The sequence below is a fragment of the Mycoplasma feriruminatoris genome (genome assembly GCF_000327395.2).
GTDB lineage: Bacteria > Bacillota_I > Bacilli_A > Mycoplasmatales > Mycoplasmataceae > Mycoplasma > Mycoplasma feriruminatoris.
Genome location: NZ_CP091032.1, coordinates 577,455 through 599,387, shown reverse-complemented (window position 1 = coordinate 599,387; position 21,933 = coordinate 577,455). Strand labels below are relative to the sequence as shown.

Sequence of the window (21,933 nt, the reverse complement as noted above, 5' to 3'; positions counted from 1 at the left end):
CAATGCCTTTTTTATTTTTAATAAAGTATAATTTTACTAGCAAATATTAGAAAGAATTTAAGCTATGAATAGTATTTTTAAAATTAATATTTCTAAAGAAATTTTTAAGATTGCTAATTTAAAATGTATTAAGATTGCTTGAATTTTACAAAATATTAATAATTTTAAAAAAGCAGTAGAATGAAATCAAAATCAAGAATACTTTTTTAATATTGATCATGATTTAGAAACTGAAGATGATTTTAATAGTGATGCTACTAGTATTAATTTGTTTGAAGAATATACTAATTTAGATTTAAAAACTGAAGAACAAAAAACTGAATTTTTAGATAAATGAGTAAGTTTTTTTAATAGTGATGATGGGTTTAATCTTGATGAGTTTAAAGGTGATGCTATTGAAGATGGATTAGAGTTTGGTCAAAAAGTAATTGAGTATTTTGATTTAAAACAAATCAAAGATTATCCTAATAAATTAACTAAAGATTTTAATGATACAGCAAATATAATTGATGCAGTTAATCAAACTAAAGAACTATTAAAAAATCATCAAAATGAATATATTTATTTATATGAACCAGCATTTGAATTTGATAATTTTAATTTAAAAGTTAAGTGTGATGTTTTAAAGTTAAATGGTAATAATCATGTTGAAATTATTGAAGCTAAAGCTACAACTAAAGTAAAAAAAGAACATTTTTGAGATCTAGTTTATCAAGTGTATGTTTTAGAAAAAAATGGATATATTGTTGATAATATTGCAATTGCTAGATTAAATAAAAACTATTTAAGAGATTATGATACTAGTTTAGATTTTGATTTAAAAACAAGTATTGATGAATTTGTTAATAGCTATCAAAATATTAGTTTTAAACAAGCTAAAGATATTGTTGATAATATTGATAATTTAGATTTAGGGTTTAAAAATTTAGATCAAATAGAAGATTTAGATTTAAATAAACTAGTTGAAATTGATTATTTTACTTATGGTCAAGCTAAAAATAGAAATACATTATTTGAAGATTTTAATAACTTAGTTAATGTAGTTAATTTAGATGAGTTGTTTTTAAAAATAGCTTATATGTTAAAAAAAGATGAAAATGAAATTATAGAAATTTTTAAAAATGATTCTTGTTATTTAAATTATGATAAAAAGAACAAAAATTGAGTTAAATGAACTAGAGAACTTTCAGATTACAAAGCTTGTTGTCATGTATTAAAATGATTTGATCAAACTATTTCTAATTTTTGGCATTTTGGAGGAATGTTACAAACTCAAAAAGCTTTTTTAATTAGACATTTACCTTCAGCTTATTTTAAAGACTATAATAGTTTATTAGATAGTAAAATTACTAGTCTATTAAATGATCAATATGATAAATTTATTAACTATAAATATAATCGAATTTTTCAAATAGCAAAAATTGATGATCAAATTAAAAATGATCCTTCATTAATGGTTGATAATAATTATTTTTATATTTTAAAACAAGTGTTTAATAAGTATGAAACACTACCAATTTATATGTATGATTTTGAAACAGTAAAATTTGCAGTTCCAAGATATGCTAAAATAAACCCTTATTATCAAATTCCATTCCAATATTCAATCGATATTATTCATAATAAAAATTATGATTATAATAAACCTGAAACGATGATTCATTATGATTTTTTAGCAAATGATTATCAAGATCCAAGAAAAGAATTTATCATTAATTTTTTAAAAAATATTTTTAGTAATCAAAAAGGTGTTTATGTAGCTTATAATGATGCTTTTGAAAAATCAGTTTTAAAAAGAATTGCTTTTTTATTTCCAAAACTAGCTATACCAATTTTATATATAGTACAAAATACAATTGATTTAATGGACTTTTTTAAAGGTGTTAAACAAGATAATAGTATTGATGCTAATTTTAGACCTTGATTTTTAATTGCTAATAAAAACTTTTATGGATCTTATTCAATTAAAAAAACTCAACCTGGTTTAGATTCAACTTTTACTTATAAAAATTTAACAATTAATAATGGAAGTAAAGCAAGTGAAACATTTAGAAGATTTTTAGAACAAAGAATTGAAATAAATGTTTGAAATAATTTAATTAGATCAGATATGATTAAGTATTGTAATCGTGATACTTTAGCAATGGTAGTAATTTTAAAAAAAGTTAGTGAAATAATTAAAATATGAGAGGCTAAAAATGGAAAATAAAATAAAAGTTGTGTTTTGTGGAACACCAAAAATTGGATCTGATGTTTTAAAAGCTTTAATTGAAATGAATGAAGTTGAAGTAGTTTTAGTAGTTAGTCAACCAGATAAACCAGTTGGTAGAAAAAAAGAAATAGTTTATACTCCAGTTAAAAAACTAGCTTTAGAAAATAATTTACAAGTAGTTCAACCTGAAAAGATTGGTGAAATTTATGAACAATTAGCTAGTTTAGAATTTGATTTTTTAATTACTTGTGCTTTTGGTCAATTTATTCCAACAAAGATTTTAAAACTAGCAAAAATTGATTCAATTAATTTTCATGGAAGTTTATTACCAAAATTAAGAGGTGGAGCTCCAATTCAATATGCAATTAAAAATGGAGATAAAAAAACTGGTATTACAATTATGCAAATGGTTAAGCAAATGGATGCTGGTGATTATTATGTTCAACAAGAAATTGATATTTTAGATAGCGATGATTCAGGTAGTTTGTTTGAAAAAATGGGTCAGTTAGCTTATAGTATGTGTAAAAAATATTTACTAGATATTTATAATCACAAATTTGAGTTAATTAAACAAAATGAAGAACAAGTAACTTTTTGTAAAAATATTTCAAGTGAAGAAGAAAAAATTAATTGAAATAATACTAGTTTAGATATTTTTAATTTAATTAGATCACTATCACCAACTCCAATTTCATATACAACAATTAATAATCAAAGATATAAAATTAAAAGTTCTAAAGTAGTTGAAATTGATAATATGTATAAAGATGTAATTCCTGGAACTATTATTGATATTAATAAACAAGGAATAGTTGTAAAAACATTAGATAAAGCTTTATTAATTTTAGAAATTCAAAAAGAAGGTAAAAAAATGATTTTAGCTTCTAATTACTATTTAAATAAATTAAATGATTTAAAAATAAACGATAAGTTTGACTAAGTATAAATAACAAATAAGCTATTATAAATAAATGATATAATTATAAAGAATTTTGCTTTTTTAATTAGCTTAAAGATAGGAGAATATCATGTCAGTAAACGATTTACGTCCAGGTACAACATTTTTATATGATGGAAACATTTATTTAGTATTAGAACAATCATTTTCAAAAACAGGAAGACAACAAGGAAAAGTTACTGTTAAAGCTAAAAATATGAGAACTGGAGCTAGAGTGGAATTAACTTTTACAGGTGGAGAAAAAGTTGATAAAGCTATGATTGAAAGAAAAGAAATGCAGTACTTATATAATGATGGAAATGATGCTTATTTAATGAATACTGAAACATACGAACAAGTTTCAATACCAATGACTAGATTAGAATGAGAAAAAAACTTTTTAGTTGATGGTTTAATGATTAATATGACTGAATTTGAAAATGAAGTTTTAGGTATTGATCTTCCTGTTAAAGTTGAACTAACTGTTGTTGAAGCTGAAGCTGCAGTTAAAGGAGATACTACAAGTGGGGCACAAAAAAAAGCTATATTAGAAACTGGATTAGAAATAATGGTGCCTTTATTTGTAAATCAAGGAACTAAAATAATTGTTTCAAGTACTGATGGGAAATACGTAGGAAGAGCCTAATTAAGAGGTATTTATATGTATATAGATATTGAAAAAAATTCTAAAGGTAATTTAAAAATAGAAAGTAAAGTCATTAATCGATTAGTTGAAAATGTTATTTTATCAGTAACTAAAATCAAAAACATAGAAAATGTTTCTTCTTCAATTTATATACTTGATGAAAATCAATTAAACATACTAGCTACTATTAAAGTTGAAAATGAAAACTTACAAGATCTAAATATTAATGAAGAAAAAATCTTTAAAGCTATTGATAAAACAATTATCCAAACAATTTCTATAAAACCTAAAAACATCAATATATCATATATAAAATAGAAAAGGAAATATTAAAATGATTTTTGCACAAGAAAAATTTGTTGATCAAGGTCAAGGAAAATGAACTGTTACTATTGAAAATGATCAATGAAGTGAATTTTTAAAAAAAGCTAAAAATAGATTAAAAGCTAATTTAGTTGTTCCAGGATTTAGAAAAGGTAAAGCTCCTGAAAGTGAAACTGCTAAATATTTAACACCAATTAAAGTTTATAATGAAGCTTTTAAATTAGTAGTCAAACCAGCATTTGATTTTGCTTTAAGTCAAGAAAATAAAATTTCAAATGATAACTCACCAACTCCTGTAATTGTTAAAGTATCAGATAAAGAAATTGTTATTGATTTTGTATTTGATCTAGTTTTAGAATTAAAAGTTGGAGAATATAAAAATATTTCAACTGTTAAAAAAGTTGAAGTTGTAGTAAATCAAGAAGATGTTGATAGTGTAATTGATATGTATCGTTCAAGATTTGCTATGCAAAAAGAAAAAGAAGCTGATGATCAAATCAAAAAAGGTGACATTGTAACTTTTGATTTTAAAGGTTATGTTGATGATCAAGCTTTTGAAGGTGGAGAAGCTAAAGACTTTGTTTTAGAAATTGGATCTAATCAATTTGTTCCAGGATTTGAAGATTCAATGATCGGATTAAAAGTTGGAGACAATCAAGAAATTAATGTAAAATTCCCTGAAGAATATATTCCTTCATTAGCAGGAAAAGATGCTAAATTTGTTTTAAATATTAAAAACATTAAAGAAAAAATTCTACCAGCAAAAGATGATGAATTAGTTAAAGATTTAGGTTTACCTGAAATTAGTACTTATGAACAATTAGAACAAAAAGTTAAAGCTGATGTTTTAGAACAAAAAACAAAAATCTCTAAATCAGAATTTGTTGAAAATGTTATTGATGAAATTATCAAAAATTCAGAATTTCAAATTCCAAAAACAATTGTTGATAGACAATTAAAAGATGTTAGAAAAGAATTTGAAGACCAATTAGCTCAACAAAAAATTACTTTAGAAAAATACAAAGAAATTACTAAAATTACTCAAGAAGAAATTGATGAAGAATTAAAAAGTGATGCAATCCATAGAATTAAATCATTCTTAGTTGCTAGTGAAATTAAAAATAAAGAAAACATTGTTGCTAGTGAAGAAGATATTAATAAGAAATTTGAAGAATTTGCAAATTTATATGGAATTCAAGCTGAACAAATTAAATCACTAATTGATAATCAAGCAATCAGACATCAAGTTGAATCAGAATTATTAGAAACATTTATTTTTGAAAACAACGGAAATTAATAACTAATTAAACTATCCTTTTTGTAATTAAGGATAGTTTTTATTAATTTAGCACTTTAGTATGTTAAGTGCTAAAAAAGTATGTTACAATATTTAAAGAAAATAAAAGGAGTGAATTTTATGAAAGATAAAAAGCTACCTGTTGTTGTAACTAGAGGAATATTCATTCTACCAACTACTTCTAAAACTATTGAGTTTGGAAGAATCAAAAGTAAGAACGCTTTAAATGCTTCTGCTGAATTATATAATAACCAAATCGTTGTAGTTTCTCAAGAAAGTCCACTAGAAGAAGAACCTAATCTAGATCATTTATTTTATTTAGGAACTGTTGCTGATTTATCAATTAAAAAAGTTTGAAAAGATGGTACTATTTCAGCTGAATTAAACTATAGTCAAAAGATTAAAATTGATGAATTTGTTGAAGAAGATGGTATTATTTATGCTATTGGTACTGTTTTTGAAGACAAATTACCAAAAACTGATGCTCAAAAAAATAAAATTAAAGAACTTCTTGAAGAATTACAAGAAAAACATGCATTCAATACTTCTGAACTACTTTTAGCATTTAATGAAAATGATTTTGATAAATTAAACTCATTAATTTATCAAATGATTGATAAAATGCCTCTAGTTTCTTTAAACACTAAATTGCTTTTAATCCAATCAACTTCTATTTTAGAAAAATTAGACTTATTAAAAGAACTAATTGTAAACAGACCAAAAGCTAATACTAAATTAAATAATAATCTAAATAATAATTCAACTGTTGATTCTGAAATTAACAAAAAGTTAAAAGATAAAATGGATAAACAACAAAAAGAATATTATTTAAGAGAAAAAATGAGAATCATTAAAGAAGAATTAGATGATGAAAATTCTGATGCTTCTCAAATTGATAAGTATAAAAAGCGTTTAGAAGAAGAACCATTTCCTGAAAGTGTAAAAGAAAAAATTCTATCATCAATTAAAAGAATAGAAACAATGCAACCAGGTAGTGCTGAAGTTAATGTTGAAAGAAACTATGTGGATTGAATGATGTCTATTCCTTGATGAGAACAATCAGAAGATATTGATGACTTAAAATATGCTCAAGAAATTTTAGAAAAACATCATTTTGGATTAAAAAAAGTTAAAGAAAGAATTATTGAATATTTAGCTGTTAAACAAAAAACTAAATCATTAAAAGGTCCTATTATTACTTTTGTAGGTCCTCCTGGAGTTGGAAAAACTAGTTTAGCTAGATCTATTGCTGAAGCTTTAGGTAAAAAGTTTGTTAAAGTTTCACTAGGTGGAGTTAAAGATGAATCTGAAATTAGAGGGCATAGAAAAACCTATGTAGGTTCAATGCCTGGTAGAATTATTCAAGCTTTAAAAAGAGCTAAAGTTAAAAATCCGCTATTCTTATTAGATGAAATTGATAAAATGGCAAGTGATCAAAGAGGAGATCCAGCTTCAGCAATGCTTGAAGTTCTAGATCCAGAACAAAACAAAGAATTTTCAGATCACTACATTGAAGAACCTTATGATTTAAGTACTGTAATGTTTATTGCAACTGCTAACTATATTGAAAATATTCCAGAAGCTTTATATGATAGAATGGAAATTATTAATTTATCAAGCTATACTGAAATTGAAAAAATGCATATTGCAAAAGATTATCTAACTAAAAAGATTTTAGAAGAAGATCAATTAACTGAAGATGAATTAAGATTTACTGATGAAGCTTATGATGAAATTATTAAATATTACACTAGAGAAGCTGGAGTAAGACAATTAGAAAGACATTTAGCAACAATTGCTAGAAAATTCATTGTTAAACTTTTAAATGGTGAAATCACTAATTTAGTTGTAACTAGAGAAGTTGTAAATGAATATTTAGGAAAACATATTTTTGAACATACTTCAAAAGAAGAAGAATCACAAGTTGGGGTTGTGACTGGATTAGCTTATACTCAATTTGGTGGAGATATTTTACCAATAGAAGTAAGTACTTATGTTGGAAAAGGAAATCTAACTTTAACTGGTAAACTTGGTGAAGTTATGAAAGAATCAGCAACTATTGCTTTAACTTATGTAAAAGCAAATCATGAAAAATTTGGTATTTCAAAAGACAAATTTGATGATATTGATATTCATATTCACGTTCCAGAAGGTGCTGTGCCAAAAGATGGACCAAGTGCTGGAATTACTTTAACAACAGCTTTAATTTCAGCTTTATCAAAACAACCAGTTTCAAAAGATTTTGGAATGACTGGAGAAATTACTTTAAGAGGAAATGTTTTACCAATTGGTGGATTAAGAGAAAAATCAATTTCAGCAGCTCGAAGTGGATTAAAACATATTTTAATTCCTGCAAAAAATGTTAAAGATATTGAAGATGTTCCTCAAGAAGTTCAAGATGTTTTAAAAATCACTCCTGTGTCAAAATATGAAGACGTTTATGAAATTATCTTTAAAAATAATAATCAACAATTAACAGTGTAATTTAATCTATTAATTAACTCACAATTTATATTGTGAGTTTTTATTTTTTAAACTTAAACAATAAATATTTAGTAGTTTAAAAGAATAAAATAGAAATGAGGTGTTAGTATGAATCAACCTTTATCTTTTTTAATTAGACCAAAAACTACTAAAGATATAATAGGTCAAACTGAAATTTTAAAACCTAATGGTTTAATTAATAAAATGATTTTAAATAATTATTGTACTTCTTTAATCTTTTTTGGACCAAGTGGAGTTGGTAAAACTAGTTTTGCAATAAGCTTAGCAAATGATTTAAACATTAGTTATGAAATTTTTAATGCTAGTTATGATAAAAAAGATAAATTAACTAATATTATTCAAAAAGCTTTACAACAAGATAGATTTATTTTAATAATTGATGAAATTCATCGATTAAATAAAGATAAGCAAGATATTTTATTAGAATATATGGAAAAAGGAAATATCTTTGTATTTTCAACAACTACAGAAAATCCATTTTTTGTAATTAATCCAGCTTTAAGAAGTAGAAGTTTACTAATAGAATTAAAACCTGTAACTAAAGATGAACTAGTTATTTATGCTAAAAAAGTTATTAATCAATATCAATTAAAAATCAATCTTTCAGATCAGGCTTTAGATTTTTTAGCGCAACTAAGTGTTGGAGATGTAAGAACTTTTTTAAATTATTTAGAACTAATAGATAAACTTTATAGTAATGAATATATTGATTTAGAAAAAATTAAAACTATTATTACAATTTCAAAAAATCCAACAGCTCAGAATGGTGATGATTTTCATGATCTAAAATCAGCTCTACAAAAATCAATTAGAGGTAGTGATGTTGATGCTGCTTTATATTATTTTAGTAGATTAATTGAAATTGGTGATTATGAAAGTTTAATGAGAAGAATGATTATTATTAGCTATGAAGATATAGGTTTAGCTAATCCAGCAATTTGTAGTAGAGTAGTTCAAGCATGTAATGCTTTTAGACAAATTGGTTTTCCTGAAGGAATAATTCCTTTAGGGTTAGCAATTGTTGAAATGAGTTTAAGTTGAAAATCTAATTCAGCTTATCTAGCTACAAATTCTGCTTTAGATTTTGTTAAAAACGGAAATGTTTATAATGTACCAAAACATTTAAAAGATAATCATTATAAATCAGCTATTAAACTTGGTATTGGAGTTGATTATAAATATCCTCATGATTTTGAAAATGACTGAGTTGAACAACAATATTTACCAAATGAAATTAAAAACAAAAAGTTTTATTACCATAAAAATAATCAGTATGAATCTAAAGTGTATGAATTATATAATAAAATGAAAAATAAAAAATAGTTAGTAATTATTAATTTTACTAACTATTTTTTATCTAATTTCAACTTTTGAAATATCAGAAGCTAGAGTAGTTTCGTTTGCTTTTGCTCTAATTAAATAAGTATCTTTAGGTAAATTTTTTAATACTGTTTCTGTTATTGGTGTTCAATTATTGTCTTTTTCTTTTTTATATTCCATAGTTCTATCTAAACCAATAAGCATATTGCCGTTAATTAATTTAGCTTTACTATTAACTTCATTAAATTTACCAATTTTTATTACTTGTATATCAGATTCTAGTTTATCTTTAGTTTGTTTATGTCTTATATAAAGATCACCAATAGTAGCATCATTTATTATTGAATCACTCGGAACATCTTTTCAACTTTTAGTATTAAAACTATATTCTAGATTATTTGAATCACTAACAATTTTTATTGTTTCATTATCTATTGATTTAATGAAAACTTTTGGATTTTTGTGTTTTTCAATATTAAACTCTACTTTATTTTTCCCATTTAAATTAAATTTGTAATCCTTTCTTTTAATAGAATCAAGTTTTACTTGTGTTTTTCCAAATTTATTAAAATGTTCCAAATATAAAATATAAGTATTTTTTTCTTTATTTTGTTCTACTTTTTTAATAAAAGCACCATTAATATTAAAGTTCCCAGCTTTTAAGTCATTTACAGGTTTATCGAAAATTAATTTTATAGCATTTTCATTATTATATTTTTCAATACTAGTTACTTTTACATTTGTATTTTTAGTACTTTGTTCGTTAAAAAAGTACGTAATGGATTGGTTAGGTTTTTTAACAGATGTTAATCTATAATTTTTAACTTCTAAATTTCTTTTAGTAAATGCTTTATTTATAGTATTTTTCAATAAATCAATATTGCCTGTTAATTCTAATTTATTCACTTGTTCTTTATCAACATCATAGTTATTGTCGATTAAGGCTAAAACATCTTCTTCATTTTCAACAAAATTTTTAAATTTTAGATTTCTTAGGTGAGTTCCTGGATCTGTAAAATCGCGATAAAAAGTATCAGTATCTAGAAAATCGTTATTTGTATTTAAGAAGAAATTAAAATTAGTCTTATGTTTATTTCTTTCAACCCTATCTGAAGTTGTATCAACATGATATCATTCATTATCTAATTGGATTAAATTTCAAGCATGTTTTGAGATAAATGCCTCTTCTCTATTACTATCTCCTTCGATAAATTTACATGGAATACCTAATTCATCCATAATCATTTTAAAACCTTTAGCATATCCGGTACATACAGTTTTTCTTTCAACTAATGCAGAATATGCATTTTGACCTCTTAGTAGTTCACCGGTTCTATTACCATAATCATACTCAACATTTTTAGTCATTCATTCGTAGGCTTTTGTTAATTTTTCCAATGTTGGTAATTCATTTCATTTTTCTTTTTCAACAATATTTTTTGCAGCTTCTCTGGCTTTATTCTCGTTATCTAGTATTTTACTTCTTTCTTTAGAATATACAGAAACAACAGCTGAATATAGATAACCTTTATAACTAGCTCATAATCTAGCTGATTTTTCTTCAATTTCTCTATCACTATTAGTTTCTCTAGTATCTTTTCATTTTACAGTACCATCATTAGTTAGTAAAAAAGTGCCTTTATTATCATTATTATTTGATTCAAGAACTTCACTATTTGGATAAGAAATTCGTTGATACCATTTAATTTGATCACCGGGTACTTCTTGGTGGGTTGAATTATCTAATAGTTTAAATTTATATTCTTTATTTGAAAATTCATCTAAGATAATATGTTCATTATTAAGTTTAAATTGTGGGTGTGAATAAAAATTTGTAGAAAGTTCATTTTTTAGAATAATGTCTTTAATATCATTATCATTAACTTTAATCTCTTTAAAACTTTTATTTCCAAAGTCAATATACTTATTTTCTAATTCTGTTAAATTGTGATTTAAATATGAAATAGAAGAGTAAAAAGCTTGACCATTATTAGGATTGCTATCAGTTGGAATTATAACTTCATTATGTGAATAATCATTACTTGAATTATGATTTCTACTTTGATCATTATTTACTGGTTGAGTATTTTCAGGAGTTGTATTATTTTTATTTTCGTTACTATTACTTTCACTATTTGAATTATTAGGTCGTCTATTAACAGTTGGTATTACAAAATTTCTAGTAGCTGAATTATTAATATTACTACAACTTATTGTAGTTCCAGCAAGAACTATAACAGAACCTATTGATAGTAATTTAAGATAGCTTTGTAACTTTTTCATATTTTTCTCCTTAAATTTATAGAAAGTAATTTAGTAAATTATTTATTATCAGTTAACTTAGTTATTTCAGTTATTGTTCAAGGTTGTTCTAAATTTGAAGTTCTTTTTATCACAACATTATACTTTCAATTTTTATTATTATCATTTGGGTCTATATATTTTAACACATATTTAATGATTAATGGCTCATTTAAATTATCAATAGTTCCTTTTTGTTCAATTAATTCAGTTGATCAATTATTTTGATCTAAATAAACTGCAAAATTATCTTGAGCATATTTTTTTAAAGATACATTTTGAAATCAATTAATTAATTCTAAATAAGACTTTATTAAAATGTTTATAGCATTTTTAGAAGCATCTTTATTTAAATCTTTTTCATTATGTCCAAATAAATTAGCAGCATTATCTAAAATAGAATCTTTATAAAATTTCTTTTCATTATTGTTATAACCAAGAAGTAACACTGAAGCTAATCCATATTGTTTTTCTTCAATTGCTTTTTTGATTTGATCAGAAAGCTTGTTTTTATCATCATTTACTTTAACTTCTAAATCTTTTACATTGTTTGGATTTAAAGCTAGTAATGTTAGTATAGTTGATAAATTATTTTTAGTTTCTAGTTTTTGTTCTTGTTCTTTATATTTAAAACTTGCAGTTATGTTTTTATTAAATATTGAATCTAATAAACCTTTAAAGTTATCTAAATTAAAAATATAAGATGAATTTTCTTTATTATAAAAACTTTCTAAATTATTAATAATGTCAGAAATTGATAAATCTTTTAAACTATATAAAAATTGAAATTCATCAAAACTATTTTTACCATCTACTGGTTTTTTAACTAATCCTAGTAAATAGTTAGCAAATTTATCTAATTTTAAAGTAGTGAATTTATAAATATTTGAAATATTATCAATAATTTGATTATTAATAATTTCTTTACCTGATAATTGATTAATTAATATATATACTTCTTTTAAAAAGTCTTGTTTATATAAAGCTAAAAATGGATTGTTTAAAAAGTTTTTTAATGCTTTTGAATCTAAAAATTCAACTATTTTTTTATCTAAACCTAAAGTAGGTAAAAGTATTTTTGCTAGACCTAAATATTTATCTAATTCACCTTTTAACTTTTTATTAGTTCCTTGTTCAACTAAATCTTGATGAAAAGCTTTTATAATCTCAAATAAAGTCGTAATATTGTTAGAAATAGTAGGAGCAAAAGGTTTTATACTTTCAATTTTTTCTAATTGTTTTGTAACTATTTTTTTAACTTTTTCTTTATTTTTTTCATATCAATCATAAGCAGGTTTTAATAAAAAGTTATTTTTTATATCATTATCTTTTTCATGTTCGCTTGCACTACCTAGTAACATAACAACAAACTTTTGAAGCTTATAACCGTGCTTGTCCTCTTTATCAAAAACTAAAGTATTTTTAAAAAATTTAATTAATTGTTTTAGATCAATTGAATTAATTTCTTGTTTGATTTGTTCGTTACTTTTATTGTTGTAAATATCTTTTAAATTAATATTTAATACTTCATATAAAAATTCACTATTTGTTTTATCTTTACTAAATAAATGTAAAGGATCCATAGTTGAATAGTTTAAAGTTTTATCTGATTTATCTGATTTTTCTTCTATAATTTTTTGATAAATACTAAAAGCCTTTAATAAATCAATTAAAGGTGTAAATATTTTTGATCAATCTATTTTAAATTCTTGATTTTCATCTTTTGGTAATATTTGTTCTCATAATTTTTGAGATGAAGAATCTAAAATATTTTTTAATGTTTTTTGGTTTAAATTATTATCTTTATCTATTTCATTAACTCATTCAGGCTGTGAAAATAAACTATTTGCAAGGTTAAAAAATTTATTATCTTCAATACTATTTAGTGAATCTAATAGACTAGAAAATTTGTTGTTATTAAAAACAGTGGTTTCTAATAATCCAGATTGATTTGATAAAAAGTTATTAATTAAATTACCTTGTTGATTTGCTGTAAAGTCACCTGAAAATAAAAAGTTAAATCCAGCTGAAACTAAACTTAAAGTTTTAAAAAGATTATTATCAGTTGTTTTTGTACTTGTATCATTTCAAGCTAAATCTAAATTAGTAGTTTTATTTTCTTTATTTAGTTGAGCTACTTTTTTAAGTTGTTCAGTTCAATTTGAACTTTGTAGTGTTAAAAACATTGATTTAAATTGATATTCATAACTAGCTTTTTTATCAGTAACATATTTATCAGCTAATTTTTTTGCATCATTTTTATATAAGTCAGTAATTTTAGTTTGACTAAAAGTTCTTAGTGAATAATCAGTGCTTATATTTGTAGTATTTTTATCACTTAAAATAACTGATTGAGCAGCAATTGCTGAAGTGTTTAATAGCAATTTGATTTGATCTAAATGATTATTTTTAAATTGATGAGTTATAGTACAAGAAACAACACTAGATGAACTAACTAATAATGAAAATGTACTAAAACCTATTAATAATTTTTTCATCTACTCTCCTTGTTATAGTAAAATTTAATCAATTAAATATTAACATATAGCCATATTGTTTTATTTTAAAAAGGCTCTTAAAAATGTAGATTAGATAAAAAAATGATAGTATTAAAAAGACAAATGATTTGATTTTATGGAGAAAGATATGAAAAGAATATCTAGCTTTTTATTGTTATTAAAACAAGGATTAAAAGGTGTATTTAAGTTTAAAATTCAATTTATCATTATTCTTTTATTATCTTTTTTAGCATCATTTATTTTAAGTACTTCACTAACTTTAACTTCAAGAATTAATAAAACTTATAATAATATAGTTAATAATGTAGATAAATTTGATTATAGTAGTACTAATGAAATCAGATCATATAGAACTGATAGAAATAACTCAACAACAGATCGTTCAGTAATTCCTTTATTAGATTTAGTTAATAATTCTAATTCTTATTACAATCTAAACTCTAATAGTAAAAATACTTCATATTTAAACTTTATTTTAAATAAAAAGAATCTAACTAAAGATTTTGATAATAAAACAATACTTACTGAACTATTTGAAAATAAAGAGTTTGTTGAATTATTTACTACAATTAATGGAAATGATGTTAATTGGATTTGACAACAAAATTGATTATGACAACTTGCTTTATATTTTAATAAATTTGTTTATCATTCTTATGACCAATTTTTAAAAAATAATTCTAATTATTCATATTTAAAAAACACTATAATTGGTAAATATTTAACAAATAGTTTTAAAGATAAAAATGAGTTTTTAAATGATGCTAAAGTACTAGATAATGTTAAATATGAAAATATAAAAAATAACTTTAATGCAAAAGAGTTTAGAAAAACTTTTAATGAACAAATTGTAAATAAAGAACTATTTTCTTATTTTTATATAAGTGGTATGTCTTTATTTCAATATATTTATAGAAGTGTTTATCTACCTTATTTTAGTGAACAAAACAATGATAAAAAAGGTAATAATTTTTATGTTTTTTTAACAGGAAATAAAATTGATAATACTGATGAAACTAAATCTAAAAATTGAATAATTAGTGATAATAACAAACCTTATTTAACTGAATTTGAATCAAATAAAACTATTGTAAATCAAAATGATAATAGTGTTTTAGTTTTAAATAATGATAATGATCATAATATTAAAAAACTAGTTTTAGAAAAAGGTTTAAAAGGAAATACTGAACTAGTTTTAACAACTATTGATAATAATAAAAAAGTTCAAGCAATTAATCCAATAATTAATGATACTTCATTGTTTAAATTGTTATTTTATAATGGTAATGGAACTTCTTTAACTAATGTTATTACTGTTTTATCAGATACTGAATTTATAAAAAAAGATTTTATAATTGGTGAAAATCAATTTGATAATATTGATTTATTTCACAATATTTGATTAGCACATTTAAAATATACTGCTATTGCTAGTGGTTATGATATTAATTTTAGAAGTGAAGTTTTTAATTATGATAGTGTTACTCAAATTAGATATCGTTTAGTAGTTTTAAATAATGATCACACTACTAATTTAACTATTTTAAATAAAAATCAAGGAGCAAGATCACCAAGTAAAGGTGAAGCTTTAATTTCAGAACAATTTGCAAGAAGTCATAACTTAAAATTAGGTCAACAAATTATAGTTGATGGATCTTTATTAACAATTGTTGGATTTGCTACTGATACTTATTCATTTTTCCCAACAACTGATCCTGATTTTCCAATTCCTCAATCACAGTTAGGTGCAATTTTATATGTATCTAGATCTACTTTAAAAGATCTTTTAGGTGCTACTTCTCAATCAAATACTAATAGGATTTCAAAAGGATATTTATCATTCTTTTTAAGAAAAAAACAAGCTAATGCTTCAATTGATATGTTTAATGCTTATCAATTAAATGATGTTTCTAAATTATATGATTTTATAAAATATCAAAAAGATCAAAAAAATAAAGTTTATAGTTGAATAAATATTAAAGATTTTGATCATTCAATTTTTAGATTTAATTGAACAATAGCTCCACTTGCAATAAATAGTTATAAAACAGCAACTTTAATAGCAGCTTTAGTAGTTTCATTAATTGCTATTATTGCTTTAGTTATTTGTATTAGAAAAACAATCTATTTTAACGCAAAACAAATTGGTATTTTAAAAGCACTAGGAAGTTCACCTTTACAAATTTCAATTAGTTATTTAGCTTATGTATTAGTAATAATTTTAACCTCAGTTCCTTTAGGTTGAATTATTGGTTTATCAACTCAATCAGTATTTGTTAAGTTATTTGTAAATTATTTTAGTATTCCTTTATATTCATTTACTATTGAACCATTTTCATTACTAATTAGTTTATTAATATTTGGAGTATTTGGAATTATTGTTTCACTATTAACTGCAATTATTATTACTAAACAGCAATTATCTGAAATATTAGCTGTAAAACAAAATTGATCTAGTTCTAAGTTTATTAATAGATTAAAAAGAACTTGATTTAAAAAAGCTAAATTTACTACTAAATTTAGTTTGACTTTAGCTTCATCTGGTAAGAAAAACATCTTTTTATTAGTAACTGTTGTTGGAATTTCAACTATGTTTATTTCAGCTGGTTTAGCTATTCCTTCAATTGCTTTTACTATTAAAAATACTTATTATAAAAGCATTAAATATGCTAATGAATATAATTATGCAAAAGGTGTTTCAAATTCACCACTAACAAAACCAACTATAAATTATTGAAATGGTCAAAAACAATTAGATGAAAGTATATTATCAACTAATTTAAATAACGAAGAATTATTTTATTATAAAGATCCAACTGCTTATGCTTCTAGTTCTTATGATGTTAATCCATTTCCAAAATATTTATATAAAGTAGAAAAATTTAAAAATAATAAAAATCAAGATTTAATTAATAAAAAAATCGCTTGAACATTATTAGAATTAATTCAAAATAAAGACCAATCTACAAGTTCAAACCATACTAATGGATTAGATTTATTATTTACTGAAATGTTTGGTAATAATTTATATAATGTTGTTGGTAACCAGTTTTCAATTGGTGTGATTGATCAAATTTTAGGAATTATTTTAAATTCAAAAAATAATCTAATTAATGAAAATGATAAAACTACTAAATGAACTGATGAACAAAAAGATTTAATTTTTAAAGAACTAACAAATAACTTTACAAAAACTGGAACTACAGCAATTTCAATTTTAGTAAATGATTTATCACAAAGTAATAGTGCTGATTGAAAAACTAAAATCTTTGATGCAATTTTAAAAGCAACTCCACCTTATGTTAGTGCTTATATTCAACAACCATCAAGAAAAGAACAATTTTCTATAGGTTATAATGTTCAACACTACATTCCAAATCACGAAACTTTAACAACAGTTAGTGATATTAATGCAAATATTAATCAAAAAAATACTAATTTAGTTTTAACTGGAATAGCAAATAATCAATCAGCATTTATTATTAATCAAAAAAATGCTAATAACTTATTTGTTGATTATAAAAAACTACTAGCATTACAAGAAGTGTTTTTAGAAAAGAAAAATACTGATATTAAATTAAATGATCAATTTGTTTTATATGATTCAAAAACAAATACAATTAATGTTCCAGTTTTACCAAATAAACAAGCTAATGCTTTTTATAGATTAAATAACAATACAAATATTTTAGATATTTCAACTTCATCTAAACAGTTTTTTATAGATACTAAAAATGGGTATGTAAATATTCCAAAACATGCTTGAATTTATGATGATTTAAACTTTGTTAATTCTAAATATTATAAATCATTAACAGATCAACAAAAACAATTAATTAGTAAAAATAGAACTGGTAGAAATAGTAAAGCAGTTGTTAATGAAGATATTAGATGACTAGATCCATATAATTTAGATAATAATAAATTTACTTTAAAACTATTATATGAACAAGATAAATATGATAATGATTCTAGTTATGATAAAAAAGATTGAGATTTATTAAATAATAGTTATTTATTTGATGATTTTACTTATAATAATGACTTTGATGATTTAATCAGTTCTTATATTAGACCTTATTATGAATATAAAAATATTCTACTTTATATTCCTCAAAGCTTAATTAATCTAGATCATATCATTCATCAAATTGGTTCTAAAAAATCTAAAGATCTTTTAAAAAATGATTCTGAATGATGATATAAAAAAGATATTGAATATAATAAAGTTCCAAAATCAGTTTTAAAAGCTTGAAACATTACAAATAATAATGAAAAGTTTTTAATGATAAGACCATATGATTTAAGATACACATTACCTATTGAAAATGTTTATAAATCAGGGTTAAGTAATCTAACAGCAAAACCTGAATATTGAATGTATCAAGCTACAAAAACAAACAATACTAATGGTTTAAATGCTGTTATTATTCAAAAAGATGCTAAAGTTAAATATCAAAATAAAGATCTAAAAATAACAGCAAAACCAATTGGAATTTTAGATTCATACAATCAACAATTAATTTTAGTTGATCAAGGTTTAATGAATTTAGTTTTAAATCTTTCAATTGGTAAAAAAATTGGAATTAAAGATAATTTTTATAATAAAGAAACCATAATAAAAGCTGGAGAAAAATATAATAATATAGTTTCTAGATTTGATCGATATGACTATAATCAAATTAATAACTATATAGATAAAACTAATAATTCTAAAGAGTTTAATAATCTATTATTTAGTACTAATAAACCATTTTATCAAGCTCAATTCTTATGACATAATTCAAAATATTCAAATATTGAAGAAGCTTTAGATCTAACTAGTGGAATTAGTTTTATACCAGATAATGCTTATAATGGATTTTATATTTTAAATGGTAATGGAGCTTCAAGTGCTTCTGGTAGTGATGATATGATAAGTAGTATTAGATATCAAAACTTATTAGCTACATCAAAAACATTAATTAATCAAATTACATTTATAGCTATTTCAATTGGTATGTTATTAATTATTACTGTAATTACTACTTCAGCTTTATTAGTAATGTTAATCTCAGATATTTATGTTACTCAATATCAACAATTTATGATTTTAATGAAAGCTTTAGGTTATTCAAATTATAAAATTAGTAAATATGCTTTTGGAACTGCTATTGTATTTAGTTTAATCATATGAGCACTTTCAACAGCTATAACTTGAATTTTAATCACACTAATTATTCAAATTATTACAAGTTTAGGATTTGCTATACCTTATGGATTTTCAATTTGAACACTAATAGTTAGCTTTATAATAGTTGCAATTTCATTTATTGGTTCATTAATTGTTTCATCAAATAAAATCAGAACTCAAAAGCCAGCTAGCTTATTAACAGTTTCAAACGAATAGAGTCTTTTTAAAAAGACTCTTTTTTGTATAATTAAATAAAGGAGAATTATGAAAAAGATCGCATTATATTTAAATCCTGGTTTTGAAGAAATAGAAGCAGTTACAGTTTGTGATGTTTTAAAAAGAGCTGGTATTTTAGTTGATATGGTTTCAACAATTAATCAATTAGAAGTTAAAGGTTCACATAACATAGTAATTAGAGCAGATAAATTATGAAAAGATTTGAACGTTAATTATTATGATGGAATGGTTTTACCTGGTGGAAGTGGTGTTACTAGTTTATTTGATAATCAAACACTAATTGATAACATTTTAGAATTTAATAAAAACAATAAACTAATTGCATCAATTTGTGCTGCTCCTCAAGTAATTGGTCAAACTAAATTATTAGATAATAAAACTATTACTCATTATCCAAATTGTAATTTTAATTTATCAAAAGCAAATGTAGTAAATCAACCTTATGTAGTTGATAGTAATTTTATTACTGGAGCTAGTGCTGGAAGTAGTATGTTATTTAGCTTAGCAATTGTTGAATATCTACTTGGAAAAGAAAAAAAAGAAGAAATTTATAAAAGTTTAGTAATTTTTGGTTAATTTTTTAAATCACCTCCTAATACTATAATGAGAGGTGATTTTTATTAAACTGATTAAACAAACTCAATATAATGATTGTTCTATAGCGTGTTTAGCTATGATAATAAATTATTATTATAATCAAAACTATGATTTAGATAGATTAAAACTTGAAATCAATTATTCTGAACAAATGTTAAGTTTTTATGATATTTCAAATATTTGTCAGAAATATTATTTAAATACTAAAGCTTTAGAAATTCAAAATGATTTAGAACAAATTGATAAAAAGATTTATTTAGCTCAAGTTGTTAACAAGCTTGGGTTATTACATTTTGTAGTTGTAAAAAAACAAGAAAATCATTTAATAATTTATGATCCTTTAAAAACAAAAAAACAAAAATTTACTTACAAAGATTTTTATCAAATATTTACAGGTTATGTTTTAGTTTTTAATTCAAATTATAAAAAGTTTAAAGCTAATTATAATAATCTATTTACTGTATTTGATAACTTTTATATAGGTTATTTGTTTTATATTATTTTAAATATTTTTAGTATTTTATTAACGATTTTAGAAATGCGGTTTTTATATGTTTATTCATTATCTATAACAAATCAAAATAATAATTATTCTTTATATTTATACTTTTTAGCTATTTTTTTAATTAATGTTTTTTTAAATGAGTTTTTGAAATTTTTATTAAATAAGTATTATCAAAAAACTAGAGCAAAAAAACTAGAAATCTTTTATTATTATTTAGTTGAAAATAACATAAAACTAGATATTATAAATAGTTATAGTGAAATTGATTTTATAAGTAGTTTTCAAACTCATGTTTTGTTAAATACAATTAGTGCAGTTATTAATAGTTTAGTAATTTTATTTGTTGTGTTTTATATTAATAAAATCATTTTTATAATCTTATTTATTTTTGATATTTTTTGATTATTAATTAGTTTAATTCATAACTTTTTTATAAATAAAAATAAAATAGAAAATAAAAATTTAAACTTAATTACTCATTTACTTAATAAAAACAAATTACTTGATAAAAAAACTAGCTTAGAACTTATTAATAAAGATATTAACAAAACTCAAATTGATTATTTAAACATTTTATTTAATGTGTGTGAAAAGATTAGTTTATTAGTAATTTATTATTTTAGTTGAGATTTATTAAAGTTTAGTTATATTGAATTTAGTATGTTATTAATTATTATTTTATTTAAAGCAATTCATACAAATGATTTAAAAAAACTTGTGTATTTTTTATTAAACTTTAATAAATATAAACAACTTTTAATTAAGTTTAATAATTATAAATTAATTACAGATTATATAAATATTGATCAAATTAATAGTATTGAAATTAAAGATCTAATTAGTAATTTGCATTTAAATTTAGATCAAAAAATTAATTATTTATCAAAAGAATATGATCTAAAAACTTTTTTAAAAAATAAGAATAATAAAGAACATATTCTAATTTTAATTAATAAAAAAAATATTAAAGATATTTCTAAATTTAGTTTAAACAAACATTTAATTGATTTAGATAATCTTGAAATTAAGCACTCAACTATTTTACAAAACATTATTATTAATCAAACTAATACAAATATTTTTAACAAACAATTAATTAAAGAACTAATTAATAAATATCAAATCAATTTAGCTAAAGTTATTAATATAGAATCAGTTAGTAAACTTGAATTAGAATTTATTAAGTTATTACAAATCTTTTATTTAGATTATAAGTACATATTATTTGATGATAATTTTGAAATTATTAATAAAAAAGATATTAGTTTAGTTTTAGAATTATTTACTAATTATTCTAATAGTTCATTAATACTAACAAGTAATGATATTAGGTATAATCAAATTAGTAAGGATTAAAAAA

General features: G+C 22.3%; 12 protein-coding genes. 10 read left to right on the top strand and 2 right to left on the bottom strand.

Annotated features, from left to right (window positions below; genetic code table 4):
* The first annotated feature begins 64 nt into the window (after nucleotides 1–64).
* From D500_RS02560 to D500_RS02530, 7 genes are all read left to right on the top strand, one after another.
* Nucleotides 65–2,209, top strand: coding sequence for a DUF2779 domain-containing protein (locus D500_RS02560; protein ID WP_008363903.1), 2,145 nt, complete (start codon nucleotides 65–67; stop codon nucleotides 2,207–2,209).
* Nucleotides 2,199–3,152, top strand: a complete 954-nt coding sequence (fmt, locus tag D500_RS02555) for a methionyl-tRNA formyltransferase (protein WP_008363906.1) — start codon at nucleotides 2,199–2,201, stop codon at nucleotides 3,150–3,152. Before D500_RS02560 ends, fmt begins: the two co-directional genes overlap by 11 nt.
* 88 nt (nucleotides 3,153–3,240) lie before the next feature.
* The gene (gene efp / locus D500_RS02550; protein WP_008363907.1) at nucleotides 3,241–3,795 is read left to right on the top strand and encodes an elongation factor P; all 555 of its coding nucleotides are present in this window, start codon (nucleotides 3,241–3,243) and stop codon (nucleotides 3,793–3,795) included.
* Nucleotides 3,796–3,810: 15 nt separating this feature from the next.
* Nucleotides 3,811–4,113, top strand: a complete 303-nt coding sequence (locus D500_RS02545; RefSeq protein WP_008363909.1) for an MMB_0454 family protein — start codon at nucleotides 3,811–3,813, stop codon at nucleotides 4,111–4,113.
* Nucleotides 4,114–4,129: 16 nt separating this feature from the next.
* Complete coding sequence (tig, locus tag D500_RS02540; protein WP_008363912.1) at nucleotides 4,130–5,416, top strand: trigger factor; 1,287 nt, start codon at nucleotides 4,130–4,132, stop codon at nucleotides 5,414–5,416.
* 120 nt (nucleotides 5,417–5,536) lie between these two features.
* Complete coding sequence (lon, locus tag D500_RS02535; RefSeq protein ID WP_008363913.1) at nucleotides 5,537–7,900, top strand: endopeptidase La; 2,364 nt, start codon at nucleotides 5,537–5,539, stop codon at nucleotides 7,898–7,900.
* 108 nt (nucleotides 7,901–8,008) lie between these two features.
* The gene (locus tag D500_RS02530) at nucleotides 8,009–9,244 is read left to right on the top strand and encodes a replication-associated recombination protein A (protein WP_008363915.1); all 1,236 of its coding nucleotides are present in this window, start codon (nucleotides 8,009–8,011) and stop codon (nucleotides 9,242–9,244) included.
* 30 nt (nucleotides 9,245–9,274) lie between these two features.
* On the opposite strand, the gene D500_RS02525 is transcribed toward D500_RS02530, so the two are convergent.
* Together D500_RS02525 and D500_RS02520 are read right to left on the bottom strand one after the other, a co-directional pair.
* Nucleotides 9,275–11,524, bottom strand: coding sequence for an MAG6410 family transglutaminase-related lipoprotein (locus D500_RS02525; protein ID WP_008363918.1), 2,250 nt, complete (start codon nucleotides 11,522–11,524; stop codon nucleotides 9,275–9,277).
* A 38-nt stretch (nucleotides 11,525–11,562) separates the two neighbouring features.
* Nucleotides 11,563–14,040, bottom strand: coding sequence for an MOLPALP family lipoprotein (locus D500_RS02520; protein ID WP_008363919.1), 2,478 nt, complete (start codon nucleotides 14,038–14,040; stop codon nucleotides 11,563–11,565).
* 148 nt (nucleotides 14,041–14,188) lie between these two features.
* Here D500_RS02520 and D500_RS02515 point away from each other — a divergent pair, with 148 nt between their 5' ends.
* The 3 genes from D500_RS02515 to D500_RS02505 all read left to right on the top strand — a co-directional run bounded on the left by D500_RS02515 (nucleotide 14,189) and on the right by D500_RS02505 (nucleotide 21,929).
* On the top strand, nucleotides 14,189–19,450 hold the full coding sequence (locus tag D500_RS02515; protein ID WP_008363922.1) for an ABC transporter permease: 5,262 nt from the start codon (nucleotides 14,189–14,191) through the stop codon (nucleotides 19,448–19,450).
* Nucleotides 19,451–19,498: 48 nt separating this feature from the next.
* Nucleotides 19,499–20,047 (top strand): DJ-1 family glyoxalase III, encoded by a 549-nt coding sequence (locus D500_RS02510; protein WP_008363925.1) that lies wholly within the window; start codon nucleotides 19,499–19,501, stop codon nucleotides 20,045–20,047.
* Between the two features lie 97 nt (nucleotides 20,048–20,144).
* The gene (locus D500_RS02505; RefSeq protein ID WP_008363927.1) at nucleotides 20,145–21,929 is read left to right on the top strand and encodes a cysteine peptidase family C39 domain-containing protein; all 1,785 of its coding nucleotides are present in this window, start codon (nucleotides 20,145–20,147) and stop codon (nucleotides 21,927–21,929) included.
* The last annotated feature ends 4 nt before the right edge of the window (nucleotides 21,930–21,933 follow it).